Source organism: Thermus caldilimi (genome assembly GCF_004684245.1).
Lineage (GTDB): Bacteria > Deinococcota > Deinococci > Deinococcales > Thermaceae > Thermus > Thermus caldilimi.
In genome coordinates this window covers 38,731-52,811 of sequence record NZ_CP038452.1, presented here as the reverse complement: position 1 = coordinate 52,811, position 14,081 = coordinate 38,731, and the positions used below count along the sequence as shown (strand labels likewise).

Below are 14,081 nucleotides of genomic sequence, written 5' to 3'. Positions count from 1 at the left end.
CCTAGCCCAGGTGGAGGGCCTTGTGGCCTATGTCCTTCCGGTACTGGACCCCGGGGAAGCCCACCTGGGGAATAAAGCCATAGGCCCGGGAAAGGGCCTCCTCCAGGGTCTCCCCTAACCCGACCACGTTCAGAACCCTCCCCCCCGCGCTTACCAGGCTGCTCCTCTCCCACCGGGTCCCCGCATGGAAGATCAAAACCCCTTCCGGCGGCTCAGGGACATGGAGGGGAATCCCCTTCCTCGGGCTTTCCGGGTAACCGGGTGCTGCCAGAACCACGCAGGCGGAGGCTCCCTGCCGCCAGAAAAGCTTCGTTCCCCTAAGCCGCCCCTCCGCCACCCTCAGGGCCAGGTCCACCAGGTCATTCCGCAAAAGGGGCAAAAGGGTCTGGGCCTCGGGGTCGCCAAAGCGGGCGTTGAACTCCAGCACCTTGGGGCCCTCCCGGGTGAGCATCAAACCGGCATAGACCACCCCCCGGTAAACCACCCCTTCCGCCCTCAGCCCGTGGATCAAGGGTTTCAGGATCTCCTCCTCCACCCGCCTCAGGGTGGCGGCCTCCATGGGGTAAGGGGCCACCGCCCCCATGCCCCCGGTCATGGGCCCTTGGTCCCCGTCCAAAAGGCGCTTGTGGTCCTGGGAGGGGAGGAGGGGCAGGATGGTTTCGCCATCGGTCAAGGCCAGCACCGTGGCCTCGTCCCCCTCCAGGTATTCCTCCACCACCACCTCCCCTCCCTCGGGGCCGGAGAGAAGGTTGAGAACGGCCTGCTTGGCGGTGTGCAGGTCAAAGGCCACGGTCACCCCCTTGCCCGCCGCCAGGCCGGAGTCCTTGATGACGATGGGTACACCCGCGCTCTCCACATACTCCAGGGCCAGGAGGGCATCCTGGAACACGCGGTACTGGGCCGTGGGAATGCCGTAGCGCTCCATGAGCCTCTTGGCGAAGGCCTTGGAACCCTCGATCATGGCCGCCTTCTGGGTGGGACCAAAAATGAGAAGGCCCCGCTTCTGGAAGGCATCGGCGATGCCCTCCACCAAGGGAGCCTCGGGACCCACCAGGGTGAGGTCTATCCCCTCGCTCAAAGCCCAGTCCGCCAGGGCCTCCACGTCTCCATTCCAGGGAACCAGCTCCGCCAAAGCCGCCATCCCGGCGTTGCCAGGAGCGGCGTAGAGCCGATCCACCAGGGGGCTTTGCGCAGCCTTCCAAAGGAGGGCGTGCTCCCGCCCCCCGGAACCCACCACCAGCACCTTCATAGGGGAGATTCTACCCGCCTCAAGGCCTGCTCGGCCCTCAGGCGAACCTCCTCAGGGAGTTCGGCAAGCTCCCGGCGCAGGGCGGGATGGTCCTCCGCCAGAAGGTGGGCGGCGAGGAAGGCCCCCCGGCCCCAGTCCCCCCCTTGGCCCAGAAGGGCAGCCGGCACCAGGCCCCCCAGGCCCCAGGCGGAAAGCAGGGCTGCGGCCCGGAGATAAAGGGGCTTCTCCCTGGGAGTGAGCTCCTGGAAGCGGGGCCAAGCCTCCCCAAGAAGGGCCTTAAGGCCCTCCCCAGGGGGGAAGGCGAGCCCGGAAAGGACCAGGCGCACCGCCTTGGGATAAAGGCGGTGCTCCAGGAAAAGCACCCGCCTTTCCAGGGTTTCCGGGGTATCCCCGGGCAGAACGGGCACCCGCCCCTGGAGGACGAGGGGGCCAGTATCCATCCCCTGGTCCACGAAGTGCACCGTGGAGCCCGTTTCCCTTTCCCCCGCCTCCAAGACCCTCCGGTGCACGTGTAGCCCCGGGTAGTCCGGGAGGAGGGAGGGGTGGATGTTCAAAAGGCGCCCGTACCAGGGTTCCACAAAACCCGGGGAGAGGAGGCGCATGAAGCCAGCCAGGAGCACCAGATCCACACCCCTGGCCCGCAAAAGGTCCAGGGCCTCCCTTTCAAACGCCTTCCTCCCCCGCCAGGGGATGGCCACCGCCTCCACCCCCCGCCTCGAGGCCCGCTTTAAAGCGTAGGCCTCCGGGTTGTCGGAGAGGACCAGCACCACCTCCCCCCAGGGGTTTTGAGGGGGAAAGGCCTCCAGGAGGGCCTCCAGGTTGGTACCCCGGCCCGAGGCCATAACCGCCATCCGCGCGGGACGGCCCAAGGGAAACGGGCTCAGCATAGGCCTATCCCAGGGCCTCCGGATGGTGCTTCTGCCAGTAGCGCACCAGACCTTGCAGGTTCATGTAGGGAGGATCGGCGAGCTCGTAGAGGCGCATTCCCTCCTCCACCCCGGCCCGCCTCAAGCCCTCCCGCCAGTAGGCCTCAAAACGCTCGCTCATCTCCTCCAGGGGAAGCCCCTCCTTAAGCCGGTGCAGGACCCAGCCCGCCCACTCCTCCAGAACCCCCCGCAAGGCCAGGAGGTGGGCTTCCACGTCCCGGTAAGGACCGAAGTGGGTGAGGTAGAGGGCCTCGGGCCTAAGGGCCAGGAGGCGGTCCAGGGAAGCGTACCAGCTTTCCAGGTGGATGTCGGGAGGTGGGGTAGGGGGCAGAACCGGCCCCGGGGCGATGCGCACCCCGGCAATGTCCCCGGCGAAGAGGAGGCCATCCACCCGGTAGGCATGGTGATGGGAAGCGTGGCCCAGGGTCTCCAAGGCCTGGATCTTAAGCCCCCCGAGGTTCACCACCTCCCCATCCTCCAGGACCCACACCCGCTCCTGGGGGATCCCCCTAAGCTCCCCCCAGAGGGGTTTTAGCATCGCCCCATAGATGCGCTCGGCGGAGGCCAGAAGCCTCGAGGGATCCACCAGGTGCGGGGCCCCCCGGGGATGCACGTACACCGTGGCCCCAAGCTCCGCAAACCGCCAGGCAGCCCCGGCATGGTCCAGGTGGATGTGGGTCACGAAGACATGGCGGACCTCCTTCGGGTCCACTCCCTCCTGCTTCAAGGCCGCCTCGAGGCGGGGGTAGGTGCTCTCCGGCCCCGTTTCGATCAGGACCGGCCCCTCTTTGGACTGGAGGAGGAAGCCGGCGATGACCTTCTCCGCCCCCTGAAAGTGGAGGTCCAGGACCTTCACCATGGGCGCTCCTCCTTAGGGCCGATCCGGACGTGCAGGGTGCCGATGCCCTCAATGGCCACCTCCAGCCTGTCCCCCGGCTGCAAGGCCCCCACGCCCTCCGGGGTGCCAGTGAGGACCACATCCAAGGGCTCCAGGGTCATGAAGCTGGAGATGTAGGAGAGGATCTCGGCCACGCTGAAAATCATGGCGGAGGTGTGCCCCTCCTGGCGAAGCTGGTCGTTCACGTAGGTGCGCACCCAGGTGTTCTGCGGGTCCAGATCGGTTTCGATCCAGGGGCCTAGCGGCAGAAACTTATCGGCGCTCTTGGCCCGCACCCACTGCAGGTCCTGTTTCTGGGCATCCCGGGCGGTGATGTCCACGGCGATGGTGTACCCCAGCACGTGGTCCAGGGCTTTTTCCGGGGGCACGTTCCGCATGCGGTCGCCGATGACCACCGCCAGCTCCCCCTCGTAGTGGAGTTCCTGGGTAAAGAAGGGGTAGGGCACCGCATCCCCCGTGTTCCAGGGATCCCGCGGGTTGCCGGGGTGGGCTAAGGCGTTGGGGGCCTTCAGGAACAGGCCCGGCTCCTTGGGCAGGTCCTGGCCGAAATCGTGCCCCATCTCCCGGATGTGCTCCCGGTAGTTTCTCCCCACGCACGCGATCTTGCTGGGCGTGGCCGGGACCAAAAGGCGCACCGAGGCCAGGTCGTAGCGCCTCCCCGTGGGATTTCCCCCGGGGCCATCCGTTTCCAGAACCAGCTCCCCTTCCAGTATCCCCCAGCGGCCTTCGTTAAAGCGTAAAAGCTTCATGCCCTAAAGCTACCATCTTCCCGAGAGAATTTGCAGACCCCTCAGGGCCACCACCAGGGCCACCAGCGAGGCCGCAAGCCGCCCCTCGGCGGGGGCCAGGAGCCAAAGCGCCAGGTAGCCGAAGATGGCCCCGAAGGGTATGGGATAAATACCCTTACGCCGCCTCCTCCAGTAAAGGAGGTGGTAGACCCCCGCCACCCCCAGGCCCAAAAACGCCGCCCCTAGGGTTTCCCCGGGAAGCCAGGCCAGGAAGTAGCCCAAGGAGGGGGCAATCCCACCCCCGCCCCGGAAGCGGAAGAAGAGGGGCCAGTTGTGCCCCGCCACCACCGCCGCCGCGGCCCACACCCGCCACTCGGGGGGAACCAGGAGAAGGACCAAGGCTCCCTTGCCCAGGTCCCAAAGCACCACCCCAAGGGCAGCCCAAGGACCCTTGCGGCGGAAAACCCCCGAGCCCCCCGGAAGATCTTTGGCCCGCACCTCGGGGAAGAAGAGGAGGCCTCCCACCAGGGAACCCAGGAGGTACGCCAGAAGCACGTAGGCCATGCCCCCATTCTTGCAAAAACCTTCTCCTTGCCCTATGCTGGTTATGGAAGTTTCCATGAAGCGCTTCCACCAGGAACAGGGAACCAGGCTATGAGCAAGAAGAAACCCACCATCCTCGAGGTGGCCGCCCGGGCCGGGGTCGGCCTGGGCACGGTGAGCCGGGTGCTCAACAACCATAAGGCGGTGCGCCCGGAAACCCGGGCCCGGGTGCTGAAGGCCATGGAGGAACTGGGCTACACCCCCAACCCCCATGCCCGGCGCATCGCGGGAGGAAGAAGCTACACGGTCTCCGTCCTCCTTCCCTTCGTGGCCACGGAGTTCTACCGAAGGCTCGTGGAGGGCATCGAAGGCGTCCTCCTGGAAAGGCGCTACGACCTGGCCCTCTTCCCCATCCTCTCCCAGGCCCGGCTCAGGCGGTATTTGGAAAGCTCCACCCTGGCCTTCCTCACCGACGGCCTCATCCTCGCCTCCTACGACCTGAGCGAGCACTTTGAGGGGGGCCGTCTTCCCACCGACCGCCCCGCGGTGCTGGTGGACGCCAAGAACCCCCGGTACGACTCCGTCTTCCTGGACAACTTCCTGGGGGGCCACCTGGCCGGGGAGTACCTGGTGCGCTTTCCCGGCCCCATCTTCGCCGTGAAGGTGGAGGAGGAACCCGACCGGGCCTTCCACCACACGGTCTTCGCCGAGCGCCTGGCCGGCTTCCGGGAAGCCCTCAAGGCGGCAGGCCGCCCCTTCCCCGAGGAGCACCTCTACACCACCCGGCTCTCCCAGGAAGGGGGGAGGCTCGCCCTCCGGTACTTCCTGGAGAAGGCTTCCCCGCCCGTCAACATCTTCGCTGGGGCCGACCAGGTGGCTCTAGGCGTTCTGGAGGAGACAGAAAGGCTTGGGCTTACCGTGGGCAAGGAGGTGCGGGTTCTGGGCTTTGACGGCCATCCCTTCACCGAGGAGGTAGGGCTTTCCACCATCGCCCAGCCGGTGGAGGCCATGGGCGCCCGGGCGGCGCAGCTTCTCCTGGAGAGGATGCAGGGCTATACAGGCCCTCCCCGGGCCGTGCGCTTTGAACCCCTCCTGATCGAACGGGCCTCCACCCGCACCTCTCCCGCGGTTCCCTACCTGCCTTAGAATCTCCCCATGCGCCCGGAAGCCCTGGTTTACCCTTTGCGCTGGCTCATGCTTCTCCCCGTGGTGGGGATGCTCCTCGGGGCCCTCTATTTCGCCTGGCATGCCCTCGAGGAAACCCTCCTTGCGGTGCAAAAACCCTTGGACGAAGCCCTTCCCGTCCTGGTGGGCGCTGTGGACCTGGCCCTTTTAAGTGCGGTTTTCCTCATCTTCAGCCTGGGCCTTTTTGAACTTTTCATCCGCAAGCTGGAACTTCCCATGGAAAACGTCCTCACGGTGGAAAGCCTGGCGGACCTCAAAGGTAAGCTAGGCCAGGTGATCGTCATGATCCTGGTGGTGAAGTTCTTTGAAAAGGCCTCAGCCTTCAAGCCCCAGACCTCCTTGGACTTCCTCCTCTTCGCCGGCGGGGTGGCCCTCCTGGCCGCCGCCTTATGGCTGGCCAAGGCCAAAGACTAAGGGACTTGCTGGTCTACCTGGACCAAAACCACGCCAGCCGCATGGCCAAGCACCGCCTGGGCCAGCGGGGGCACGAGGCCTTTGGCGAACTCTACCTGGCCCTGAAGGGCCGGGTCCTGGCCCCTCCAAGCCCCTTCCACGTGCTGGAGACCCTGTACCCCGTACGAGGCCCCCAGGAAAAGGCGGGCTACCTCCTACCCGCCTTGCAAGGCCTCTTCTCCGAGCTTTCCCAAGGGTACTGGGTGCGCTCCTGGCAGGAGGTAGCCGTGCGCCAGGAGCGGGGGCTTTCCCGGGAGGACTTCCTCTGGAGGGGAGGAAGCTGGGACACCCCCGCCGACCTCTCCCCCTTCCAGGGCCTACCCGAGGCCCTGAGGGGCCTGCCTCACCGGGAGGCCCTCGAGGATGCCCTTAAGGAGATAAAAGGGCGCACGGGGCTCAAGGAGGTGCCCTTCGTGCGCCTCTTGGCCGAGCTCCTCGCCCGCATGGCCTCGGACTTAAACCGCAAGCCCCGCCCTTCCGACCTTTTGGATGCGGTCATGGCCGCCACCGTCTACCCCTACGTGGACCTCCTCCTCACCGACCGCTATCTGCGGGGCCTTTTGCCGAGGAAAAGCGTGGGGGGTAGGCGAAGAGAAGTGGAAGCCCTGGTCCAAAGGTTCCGGGAAGGGGTAGACTCCTCCTTGTGAAGGGCATCCGGGACCCCAAGCTCTGGCCCATCGCCGAAAAGGTGGAGGCGAGCGAACGCCTCACCTTTGCTGAAGGGCTCGTTCTCTACCGAACCCGGGACCTGCCAGGCCTCATGCGCCTGGCCAACCGGGTGCGGGAGAAAAAGCACGGGCACAAGACCTACTTCGTCCATTCCATCCGCGTTTCCCAGACCAACATCTGTTACGTGGGCTGCACCTTCTGCGCCTTCCAGAGAAAGTTCGGGGAGGAGGGGGCCTGGGACTGGGATGTGGAGGAAGTTGTGGCCTGGGTGCGGGAGCGGTACCAGCCCGGCCTCACGGAAATCCACATGACGGCGGGCCACCACCCCAAAAGGCCCTTTTCCTACTACCTGGACCTGGTGCGGGCCCTAAAAGCGAGCTTCCCCGGGGTGCAGGTGAAGGCCTGGACCGCGGCGGAGATTCACCACTTCTCCAAGATCGCCCGCCTCCCCTACAAGGAGGTGCTCCAGGCCCTCAAGGAGGCGGGCCTGGACGCCATGCCGGGGGGAGGAGCGGAGATCTTCGCCGAAAGGGTGCGCAAGGAGATCGCCCGGGCCAAGGTAAGCGCCGAGGGATGGCTGGAAATCCATCACATCGCCCACGAGCTGGGCATCCCCACCAACGCCACCATGCTCTACGGGCACATCGAGACCCTCGAGGAGCGCCTGGACCACATGGACCGGCTCCGTCAGCTCCAGGACGAGACCGGGGGGTTCATGAGCTTCATTCCCTTGGCCTTCCAGCCGGACGGCAACCAGCTGGCAAAGCAGCTCGGCAAGCGGGAGTTCACCACCGGCCTGGACGACCTCCGCAACCTGGCCGTGGCCCGGCTTTACCTGGACAACATCCCCCACGTCAAGGGGTACTGGGCCACCCTGACCCCGGAGCTGGCCCAGGTTTCCCTAGACTGGGGGGTCACGGACATCGACGGCACCCTGATCGAGGAGCGCATCGTCCATATGGCGGGAAGCCCCACCCCCAAGGGGCTATCCAAGAGGGAGCTTGCGGAGATCATCCGCAAAGCGGGACGGATCCCTGTGGAGCGGGACGCCCTTTACCGGGAGATCCGGGTCTGGGACAGCGTGGCGGCTCCTCTGGCCGAGGGAGGTACCCAAGGGGCCTGATGATCTATTCCTTAGGGGTTCCCCTCTACGCCAACACCGCCCCCCTCTACCATTTCCTGGAGGCCAACGGCTGGGCCCTTCGCTACGGGGTCCCCTCGGAACTCAACCGCCTGGTCCTCTCGGGGGAGGTGGGGCTTTCCCTGGTTTCCAGCTACTTCTACCTGAAGCACCAGGAGGAGCTGGGGCTTCTCCCCGACTTCTCCGTGGCCGTGCTGGGGCGGGTGTACTCCGTGAACCTGTTCCATAAGGGAAGGCTTGCAGACCTAAGGCGGATCGCCCTCACCACGGAGAGCGCCACCAGCGTGGAGCTCCTGAAGCTTCTCTTAAGGGAACAGGAGGGCTTCCCCCGGTACGAGAACCGGGAAGGAGGGCTCGAGCTCCTTGACGAATACGACGGGGTCCTGCTGATCGGCGACAGGGCCATAAGGGCCTACGCCAGCCTTCTAGACCACCTCCCCGAAACCCCCCACGCCCTCCCCACCCGCTTCGGGGACGTGGAGGTGGTGGATCTCTCCATGCTCTGGTTTGCGCGCACCCACCTTCCCTTCGTCTTCGCCGTCTGGGCCTACCGCAAGGAAACCCCTCCCCCCCTGGAGCTGGTGCAGGCCTTGAGGAAAGCCCGGCGCCAGGGGCTTGCCCGGCTTGGGGAGGTGGCCGAGGCCGAGGCCCGGCGGCTTGGCCTCCACCCCGCCTTGGTGGAGCACTACCTCTGGAACTTCCGCTACCACCTGGAGGAGCCCGACCGCCTGGGCCTACAGGCCTTCGCTCAGGCCCTGGGCCTCACCTTCTCCCCCAGCTACTACCCGGGATAATGCTTGACAGATTATAGCGCTATGGATACTATACCCTTGGGCCTCGAGCCCAAGGAGGTTCGGAAATGCGTTGGAACCTAGACCCCACCCACACCAGCGTGGAGTTCGCCGTGCGCCACATGATGATCGCCACGGTTAAGGGCACCTTGAACCTTAAAGAGGGCTTTGTGGAAACCGATGAGGCGGGGAGGCCCCTCCGGGTGGAGGCACGGCTGGACGCCAAGAGCATCCACACCGGCGTGCCGGACCGGGACAACCACCTCCGCTCCCCTGACTTCCTGGATGTGGATAACTTCCCGGAAATCCTCTTTAAAAGCCAGCGGATCACCCCCTTGGGGGAGGGACGATACCGGGTGGAGGGGGAGCTCACCATCCGGGGTGTCACCCAGCCCCTTTCCTTTGAGGTGGAAACCTATGGCCCCGCCCAGGACCCCTGGGGCAACGAGCGCGTGGCCGCCCACTTTGAGGGCAAGCTGAACCGCAAGGACTTCGGCCTCACCTGGAACGTGCCCCTGGAGCTGGGCGGGGTGTTGGTGGGCGAGGAGGTGCGCTTCAGCGTGGACACCGAGGCGGTGAAGGGCAAGGAGGCGGTGGCCCAGTAATGCCTTTCCCCAGGCGGCTTTCCTCCCTGAGCCTAAGGGTGCGGGACCTGGAGGCCGCCTTGGCCTTTTACCGGGACCTTCTGGGCCTAAAGGTGGAGGCGGACCCACCCCGCTACCGGCTATTCCCTGAGGGGAAGGGGTTCCATCTGGAGATCCTCCACGACCCCCAGGCCCTCCCAAGACCCTACCCCTCGGTGGGTCTCTACCATTTCGCCCTCCTCCTCCCCGACCGGAAGGCCCTGGCGCAGGTGGCCCGGAAGCTCCTAAGCGCCCCGGTCCACTTTGAGGGCGCGGCGGACCACGGCGTATCCGAGGCCCTGTACTTCCGCGATCCTGAGGGGAATGGCCTCGAGCTCTACCGGGACCGGCCTGAGGGGGAGTGGCCCAAAGGACCCTTGATGTTCACCGCTCCCCTGAACCTGGAAAGGCTTCTTTCCGAGGCTCCAAGCCCCGGCCCCCTTCCCCCTGAGACCCTCCTCGGCCACCTGCACCTCCACGTGGAAAGCCTCGAGGAAGCCGAGGCCTTCTTTGCGGGCGAGCTGGGCATGGAGGTCACCCTGCGCACCTACCCCGGGGCCCTCTTCTTCGCCTGGGATGGCTACCACCACCACGTGGGAGCCAACATCTGGGCAGGAAGGCGGAAAGCCCCCCCAGGGTCCACTGGGCTTCTGGGCTACACCCTTCTGGATTCCTGGGGCCGGGAGATGGCCCTCAGGGATCCCACAGGGGCAGAGGTTCGCCTTTCAGGTCCAAGGACCAAGGCCCCTACGCCCTCTTGACAGGGGTTTCCCCCTTAACTAAGCTTAGGGGCAATATGCGGACCTATGGGCGCTACTTTGGCTTTTATTATCCCGCCGGGGGCGCCCTGCGGTCCGCATAGGGTTTTTCCGCAAGAGGGCGCCCCCAAAAAGGGGGCGCCCAAGGCTTTTAGGAGGCCAAGATGCTGATCGTGATGAAGCGGGGACACACGGAAGCGGAGCTGGATGAGGTCATCCGGGAAATCGAGAAGGTGGGGTACCGGCCCCATGTTTCCCGGGGGGTGGAAACCACCCTGGTGGGGGCCATCGGCCGCGGGCCCACCCCGGAGCTGATGGAACACTTCCGCGCCCTTCCCGGGGTGGCGGACGTCATCCCCATCTCCAAGCCCTACAAGCTGGCGAGCCTCGAGGTCCAGCCCTTCCCCACGGTGCTGGAGTTCCCCACCGGGAAAACGGGTGGAGACCACGTGCTCATCGCCGCCGGGCCCTGCGGGGTGGAGTCCCGGGAGCAGACCCTCAAGGCCGCCCGCTACGTGAAAGCCCACGGGGCCGCCATACTCCGGGGCGGGGCCTTCAAACCCAGGACCAGCCCCTACGCCTTCCAGGGCTTGGGGGTAGAGGGCCTGAAGATCCTGGCGGAGGCCCGACGGGAAACCGGGCTTCCCGTGGTCACCGAGGTGTTATCCCCAGACCAGGTGGAGCTGGTGGCGGAGTACGCCGACGTCCTGCAGATCGGGGCCCGCAACGCCCAGAACTTCCCCCTGCTTCAGGCGGTGGGTGAGGTGGGAAAACCCGTCCTCCTCAAGCGGGGCATGAGCATGACCCTGGAAGAGTTCCTGATGAGCGCGGAATACATCCTCTCCCGGGGCAATATGCAAGTGATCCTGGTGGAACGGGGCATCCGCACCTTTGAGAAGGCCACCCGCTACACCCTGGACGTGGCGGCGGTTCCCGTGCTCAAGAGCTCCACCCACCTCCCCGTCTGGGTGGATCCCTCCCACCCCGCAGGCCGGCGGGAATGGGTCATCCCCCTGGCCCTGGCGGGGTTGGCCGCCGGGGCGGATGGCCTCATCGTGGAAACCCACCCCGAGCCCGAAAAGGCCCTCTCCGATGCGGCCCAGCAGCTTCACGAGCTGGAGTTTGCCGAGCTCATGGCCAAGGCCCGGCGCCTGGTGGAGGCCCTGGGCAAAACCCTTTCCACACCGGTTCTGGGATGAAACCCCTTTTCGCCAAGGTGGGCATCTTCGGCGTGGGGCTTCTGGGCGGGAGCGTGGCCCTGGGGCTGAAGGAACGCTTCCTGGCCGAGGAGATCCACGCCTACGACCAGGATCCCGAGGCCCTGGAAAAGGCCCTTTTCCTGGGGGTGGCGGACCGGGTGCACCCCGCCTTGGGACCCTGGGTAGGGGAGCTTCAGCTGGGCGTCCTGGCCGCCCCTGTGGGGGCCTTGGTGGACCTGGGGAAAGCCCTGGCCTCCTTCGCCAGCCCGGAAAGCCTCTGGACCGATGTGGGCAGCGTCAAGGCCAAGGTGGTGGGGGCCCTGGAGGGCCTCCTCCCCCACTTCCTGGGGGGGCATCCCATGGCGGGGAGCGAGCGGGCCGGGGTGGGGAATGCCCACGCCGGCCTTCTCCAAAACGCCATCTGGGTCCTGACCCCCACACCGCACACCAGCCCCCGGGCAAAGGCGGGAATCCGGAAGCTGGTGGAGGCCCTAGGGGCCTACCCCTTGGAGATGACCCCGGAGCTGCACGACAATTTGGTGGCCCGCATCTCCCACCTGCCCTACCTCCTGGCGGTGGCCCTGAACCGCCTGGTGGCCCAAAGCCCCCACCGGGACCTCCTGATGTTCCTGGCCGCCGGAGGCTTCCGCGACCTCACCCGGGTGGCCTCAGGAAGCCCCCGGATGAGCCGGGACATGGTGGTGGAGAACAAGGAGGCCCTCAAGGAAGCCATAGAGGAGTTGCGCGCGGCGCTTTGGGAACTGGAAGGGCTTCTGGATGAACCCGAAGCCCTCCTGCGGACGGCGGAAGAGGCCAAGCGCACCCGGGATAGCCTCCCCATCGTGCGCCGGAGCCTCCTTCCCGAGATGCACGACCTGGTGGTCCAGGTGCCGGACCGCCCCGGCCAGATCGCCAGGATCGCCACCGCCTTGGGGGAGGCGGGGGTGAACATCAAGGACATCGAGGTCCTCACCATCCGGGAGGAAGCCGGGGCCATCCGCTTGGGCTTCGCCAGCCGGGAGGAGCGGGAAAGGGCCCGGGAGGTGCTGGCTCAGGCGGGGTACCGCCTGCCCTAAGGATCCCGCTCCACCCGGTCCTTGCCCCCTTCCTTGGCCAGGTAGAGGGCCCGGTCGGCTTTCCGGAACAGGTCGTTCAAGTCCCCCTCGTACACCGCTACCCCAAAGCTTCCCGTAATCCCCAGGCGCTTGAGACCCCGCCGGATCCTCTCCGCCACCTGCATGGCCTCCTCTCCAGAGATCTTGGGAAGGAGAAGGGCGAACTCCTCCCCGCCCCAGCGCCCCACCAGGTCCTCCTGGCGCACGTGGTTTACCAGGTACTGGGCCACCTCCTTGAGGAGACGGTCCCCTTCCTGGTGGCCCTGAGTGTCGTTCACCTTTTTGAAATCGTCCAGGTCCACAAGGACCAAAGCAAAGGGTGCCTCCCCCCGCTCCACCCGGGCCGCCTCCCTTTTCAAAGCCATCTCCAAGGCCCTCCTATTATTGGGTAGACCGGTTCCTGTTAAAACCCCGTGAAAGAAACCCGTGCTAGGGCAGGAGCTTCCCCGGGTTCAGGATGCCCTCGGGATCCAGGGTGGCCTTGACCGTGCGGAAGGCCTCGAGGGTGGCCTCGTCCACCGCCTCCCTCATGAACTCCCGCTTCATGAGGCCGATCCCGTGCTCCCCGGAAAGGACGCCACCATGCCTGAGGGCCACCCGGGCGATCTCATGGGCCAGCTCCCACACCCGCTCCTCGCTTTCCCTTCGCGGGTCAAAGAGGATGTTGGGGTGCAGGTTTCCATCCCCGATGTGGCCGAACTGGGCCACCACCAGGCCATAGGCCTCCCCCAAGGCGGAAATCTCCCACACCACCTGGGGAAGATGGCTTCTCGGCACGGCGATGTCCTCGTTGACCCGCTTGGGGCGGATGCGGCCCAAGGCCGGGCTCACCGCCCGGCGCGCCCGCCAGAGGGCCTCCGCCTCCCTTTCGTCCCGGGCCCTTTCCACCCTGGCTCCAAGGCTAGCCGCGGTTTCCTCCACCAGGGAAAGCTCCTCCTGAACCACCTCGAGGTCGTCCCCATCGGTCTCCGCCAGGAGGAGGGCGTGCCCCCGGGGAAGGCCCATGCCCAGATAGTCCTCCACGGCGTTCACGCAGGTGGGGTCCAGAAACTCCAGCCGGGCGGGCACCGCCCCCCGGGCGATGGCCTGGGAAACCGCCTGGGCCAGGGCACCCACCTCGGGGAAGGCCGCCATCAAGGTGGCCCGGTACCGGGGCAAGGGAAGGAGGCGCACCCTGGCCCCCGTGATGAGGCCCAGGGTTCCCTCGGAACCGACGAGGAGGCCGGGCAGGTCGTAGGCCCGGCGACCCAGGCGGTGAACCTCCCCCCAGGCATCCACAAACTCCAGCTCCAGCACATAATCCCCCGTGACCCCGTACTTGAAGCAAAGGGGCCCCCCGGCGTTCTCCCCCAGGTTTCCCCCCAGGGTGCTGGTGCGCCACGAGGCGGGATCGGGCGGGTAAAAAAGCCCGTAGGGCCTGGCCTCCTCCGAGATCCTGGCCGTGGTCACCCCGGGCTCGGCCCAGGCGGTACGCCCTTCTGGATCCACCTCCAAGCGGGTCATGCGGGTGAAGGCCACCACGAGGGCTCCCTCCTCGGGTACCGCCCCTCCTGAGAGGCCGCTTCCCGCCCCCCGGGCCACCAGGGAAAGACCATGCTTTCGGGCCAGGCGCACCAAGGTCTGCACCTCCTCCCGGCTCTCGGGCAGGACCACCGCCAAGGGCTCTGGCCCCACCAAAATGGCGTCGTAGCGGTAAACCCCTTTTTCCGAACGGGAAAGCAGCACCCTGGGCCCAAAGAGGGTCCTGAGCTCGGAGCGGACCTCCTCGGCCAGGGAGGGTATCTTTCGGACCCCCATGCCCTA

Annotated in this window: 15 protein-coding genes and 1 pseudogene; 9 read left to right on the top strand and 7 right to left on the bottom strand. The window is 66.3% G+C overall.

The annotated features are described in order from the left end of the window. Position 1: 1 nt before the first annotated feature. From purD to EBI04_RS00255, 5 genes are read right to left on the bottom strand one after another with little or no spacing between them, the layout of a single operon-like run. Positions 2 to 1,249, bottom strand: coding sequence for a phosphoribosylamine--glycine ligase (gene purD / locus EBI04_RS00275; RefSeq protein ID WP_135255546.1), 1,248 nt, complete (start codon positions 1,247 to 1,249; stop codon positions 2 to 4). Next, positions 1,246 to 2,136, bottom strand: a complete 891-nt coding sequence (purN, locus tag EBI04_RS00270) for a phosphoribosylglycinamide formyltransferase (RefSeq protein ID WP_206202047.1) — start codon at positions 2,134 to 2,136, stop codon at positions 1,246 to 1,248. The genes purD and purN overlap by 4 nt, the downstream gene beginning before the upstream one ends. Positions 2,137 to 2,140: 4 nt before the next feature. Continuing rightward, positions 2,141 to 3,034 (bottom strand): MBL fold metallo-hydrolase, encoded by an 894-nt coding sequence (locus EBI04_RS00265; protein WP_135255545.1) that lies wholly within the window; start codon positions 3,032 to 3,034, stop codon positions 2,141 to 2,143. Beyond that, positions 3,028 to 3,822, bottom strand: a complete 795-nt coding sequence (locus tag EBI04_RS00260; RefSeq protein WP_135255544.1) for a fumarylacetoacetate hydrolase family protein — start codon at positions 3,820 to 3,822, stop codon at positions 3,028 to 3,030. The genes EBI04_RS00265 and EBI04_RS00260 overlap by 7 nt, the downstream gene beginning before the upstream one ends. 9 nt (positions 3,823 to 3,831) lie before the next feature. Beyond that, on the bottom strand, positions 3,832 to 4,365 hold the full coding sequence (locus tag EBI04_RS00255; protein WP_206202046.1) for a glycerol-3-phosphate acyltransferase: 534 nt from the start codon (positions 4,363 to 4,365) through the stop codon (positions 3,832 to 3,834). 90 nt (positions 4,366 to 4,455) lie between these two features. Between EBI04_RS00255 and EBI04_RS00250 the strand changes: the two genes are divergently transcribed. The 9 genes from EBI04_RS00250 (at position 4,456) to EBI04_RS00210 (ending at position 12,239) form a co-directional block, all read left to right on the top strand. Next, the gene (locus tag EBI04_RS00250; protein ID WP_135255542.1) at positions 4,456 to 5,490 is read left to right on the top strand and encodes a LacI family DNA-binding transcriptional regulator; all 1,035 of its coding nucleotides are present in this window, start codon (positions 4,456 to 4,458) and stop codon (positions 5,488 to 5,490) included. Positions 5,491 to 5,499: 9 nt separating this feature from the next. Continuing rightward, positions 5,500 to 5,943 (top strand): YqhA family protein, encoded by a 444-nt coding sequence (locus tag EBI04_RS00245; protein WP_135255541.1) that lies wholly within the window; start codon positions 5,500 to 5,502, stop codon positions 5,941 to 5,943. 5 nt (positions 5,944 to 5,948) lie between these two features. Next, complete coding sequence (locus EBI04_RS00240; RefSeq protein WP_135255540.1) at positions 5,949 to 6,629, top strand: hypothetical protein; 681 nt, start codon at positions 5,949 to 5,951, stop codon at positions 6,627 to 6,629. After that, the gene (gene mqnE / locus EBI04_RS00235) at positions 6,626 to 7,774 is read left to right on the top strand and encodes an aminofutalosine synthase MqnE (protein ID WP_135255539.1); all 1,149 of its coding nucleotides are present in this window, start codon (positions 6,626 to 6,628) and stop codon (positions 7,772 to 7,774) included. The genes EBI04_RS00240 and mqnE overlap by 4 nt, the downstream gene beginning before the upstream one ends. Further along, positions 7,774 to 8,586: a menaquinone biosynthetic enzyme MqnA/MqnD family protein gene (locus tag EBI04_RS00230; protein ID WP_167481840.1), complete on the top strand. Its 813-nt coding sequence runs from the start codon at positions 7,774 to 7,776 to the stop codon at positions 8,584 to 8,586. The genes mqnE and EBI04_RS00230 overlap by 1 nt, the downstream gene beginning before the upstream one ends. A gap of 65 nt (positions 8,587 to 8,651) precedes the next feature. Next, positions 8,652 to 9,188 carry a YceI family protein gene (locus EBI04_RS00225; RefSeq protein ID WP_135255538.1) on the top strand — a complete coding sequence of 179 codons (537 nt, stop codon included), beginning with the start codon at positions 8,652 to 8,654 and terminating at the stop codon, positions 9,186 to 9,188. Then, the gene (locus tag EBI04_RS00220; protein ID WP_135255537.1) at positions 9,188 to 9,967 is read left to right on the top strand and encodes a VOC family protein; all 780 of its coding nucleotides are present in this window, start codon (positions 9,188 to 9,190) and stop codon (positions 9,965 to 9,967) included. The genes EBI04_RS00225 and EBI04_RS00220 overlap by 1 nt, the downstream gene beginning before the upstream one ends. A gap of 161 nt (positions 9,968 to 10,128) precedes the next feature. Then, positions 10,129 to 11,163: a 3-deoxy-7-phosphoheptulonate synthase gene (aroF, locus tag EBI04_RS00215; protein WP_135255536.1), complete on the top strand. Its 1,035-nt coding sequence runs from the start codon at positions 10,129 to 10,131 to the stop codon at positions 11,161 to 11,163. Next, positions 11,160 to 12,239 (top strand): prephenate dehydrogenase/arogenate dehydrogenase family protein, encoded by a 1,080-nt coding sequence (locus tag EBI04_RS00210; protein WP_135255535.1) that lies wholly within the window; start codon positions 11,160 to 11,162, stop codon positions 12,237 to 12,239. The genes aroF and EBI04_RS00210 overlap by 4 nt, the downstream gene beginning before the upstream one ends. Here EBI04_RS00210 and EBI04_RS00205 read toward each other — a convergent pair. Together EBI04_RS00205 and EBI04_RS00200 are read right to left on the bottom strand one after the other, a co-directional pair. Then, positions 12,236 to 12,676 (bottom strand): annotated as a pseudogene (locus EBI04_RS00205) (GGDEF domain-containing protein); the annotation flags it as partial. The gene EBI04_RS00210 and the pseudogene EBI04_RS00205 overlap by 4 nt on opposite strands. Positions 12,677 to 12,707: 31 nt before the next feature. Continuing rightward, positions 12,708 to 14,075 (bottom strand): FAD-binding oxidoreductase, encoded by a 1,368-nt coding sequence (locus tag EBI04_RS00200; RefSeq protein WP_135255534.1) that lies wholly within the window; start codon positions 14,073 to 14,075, stop codon positions 12,708 to 12,710. Positions 14,076 to 14,081: the final 6 nt, after the last annotated feature.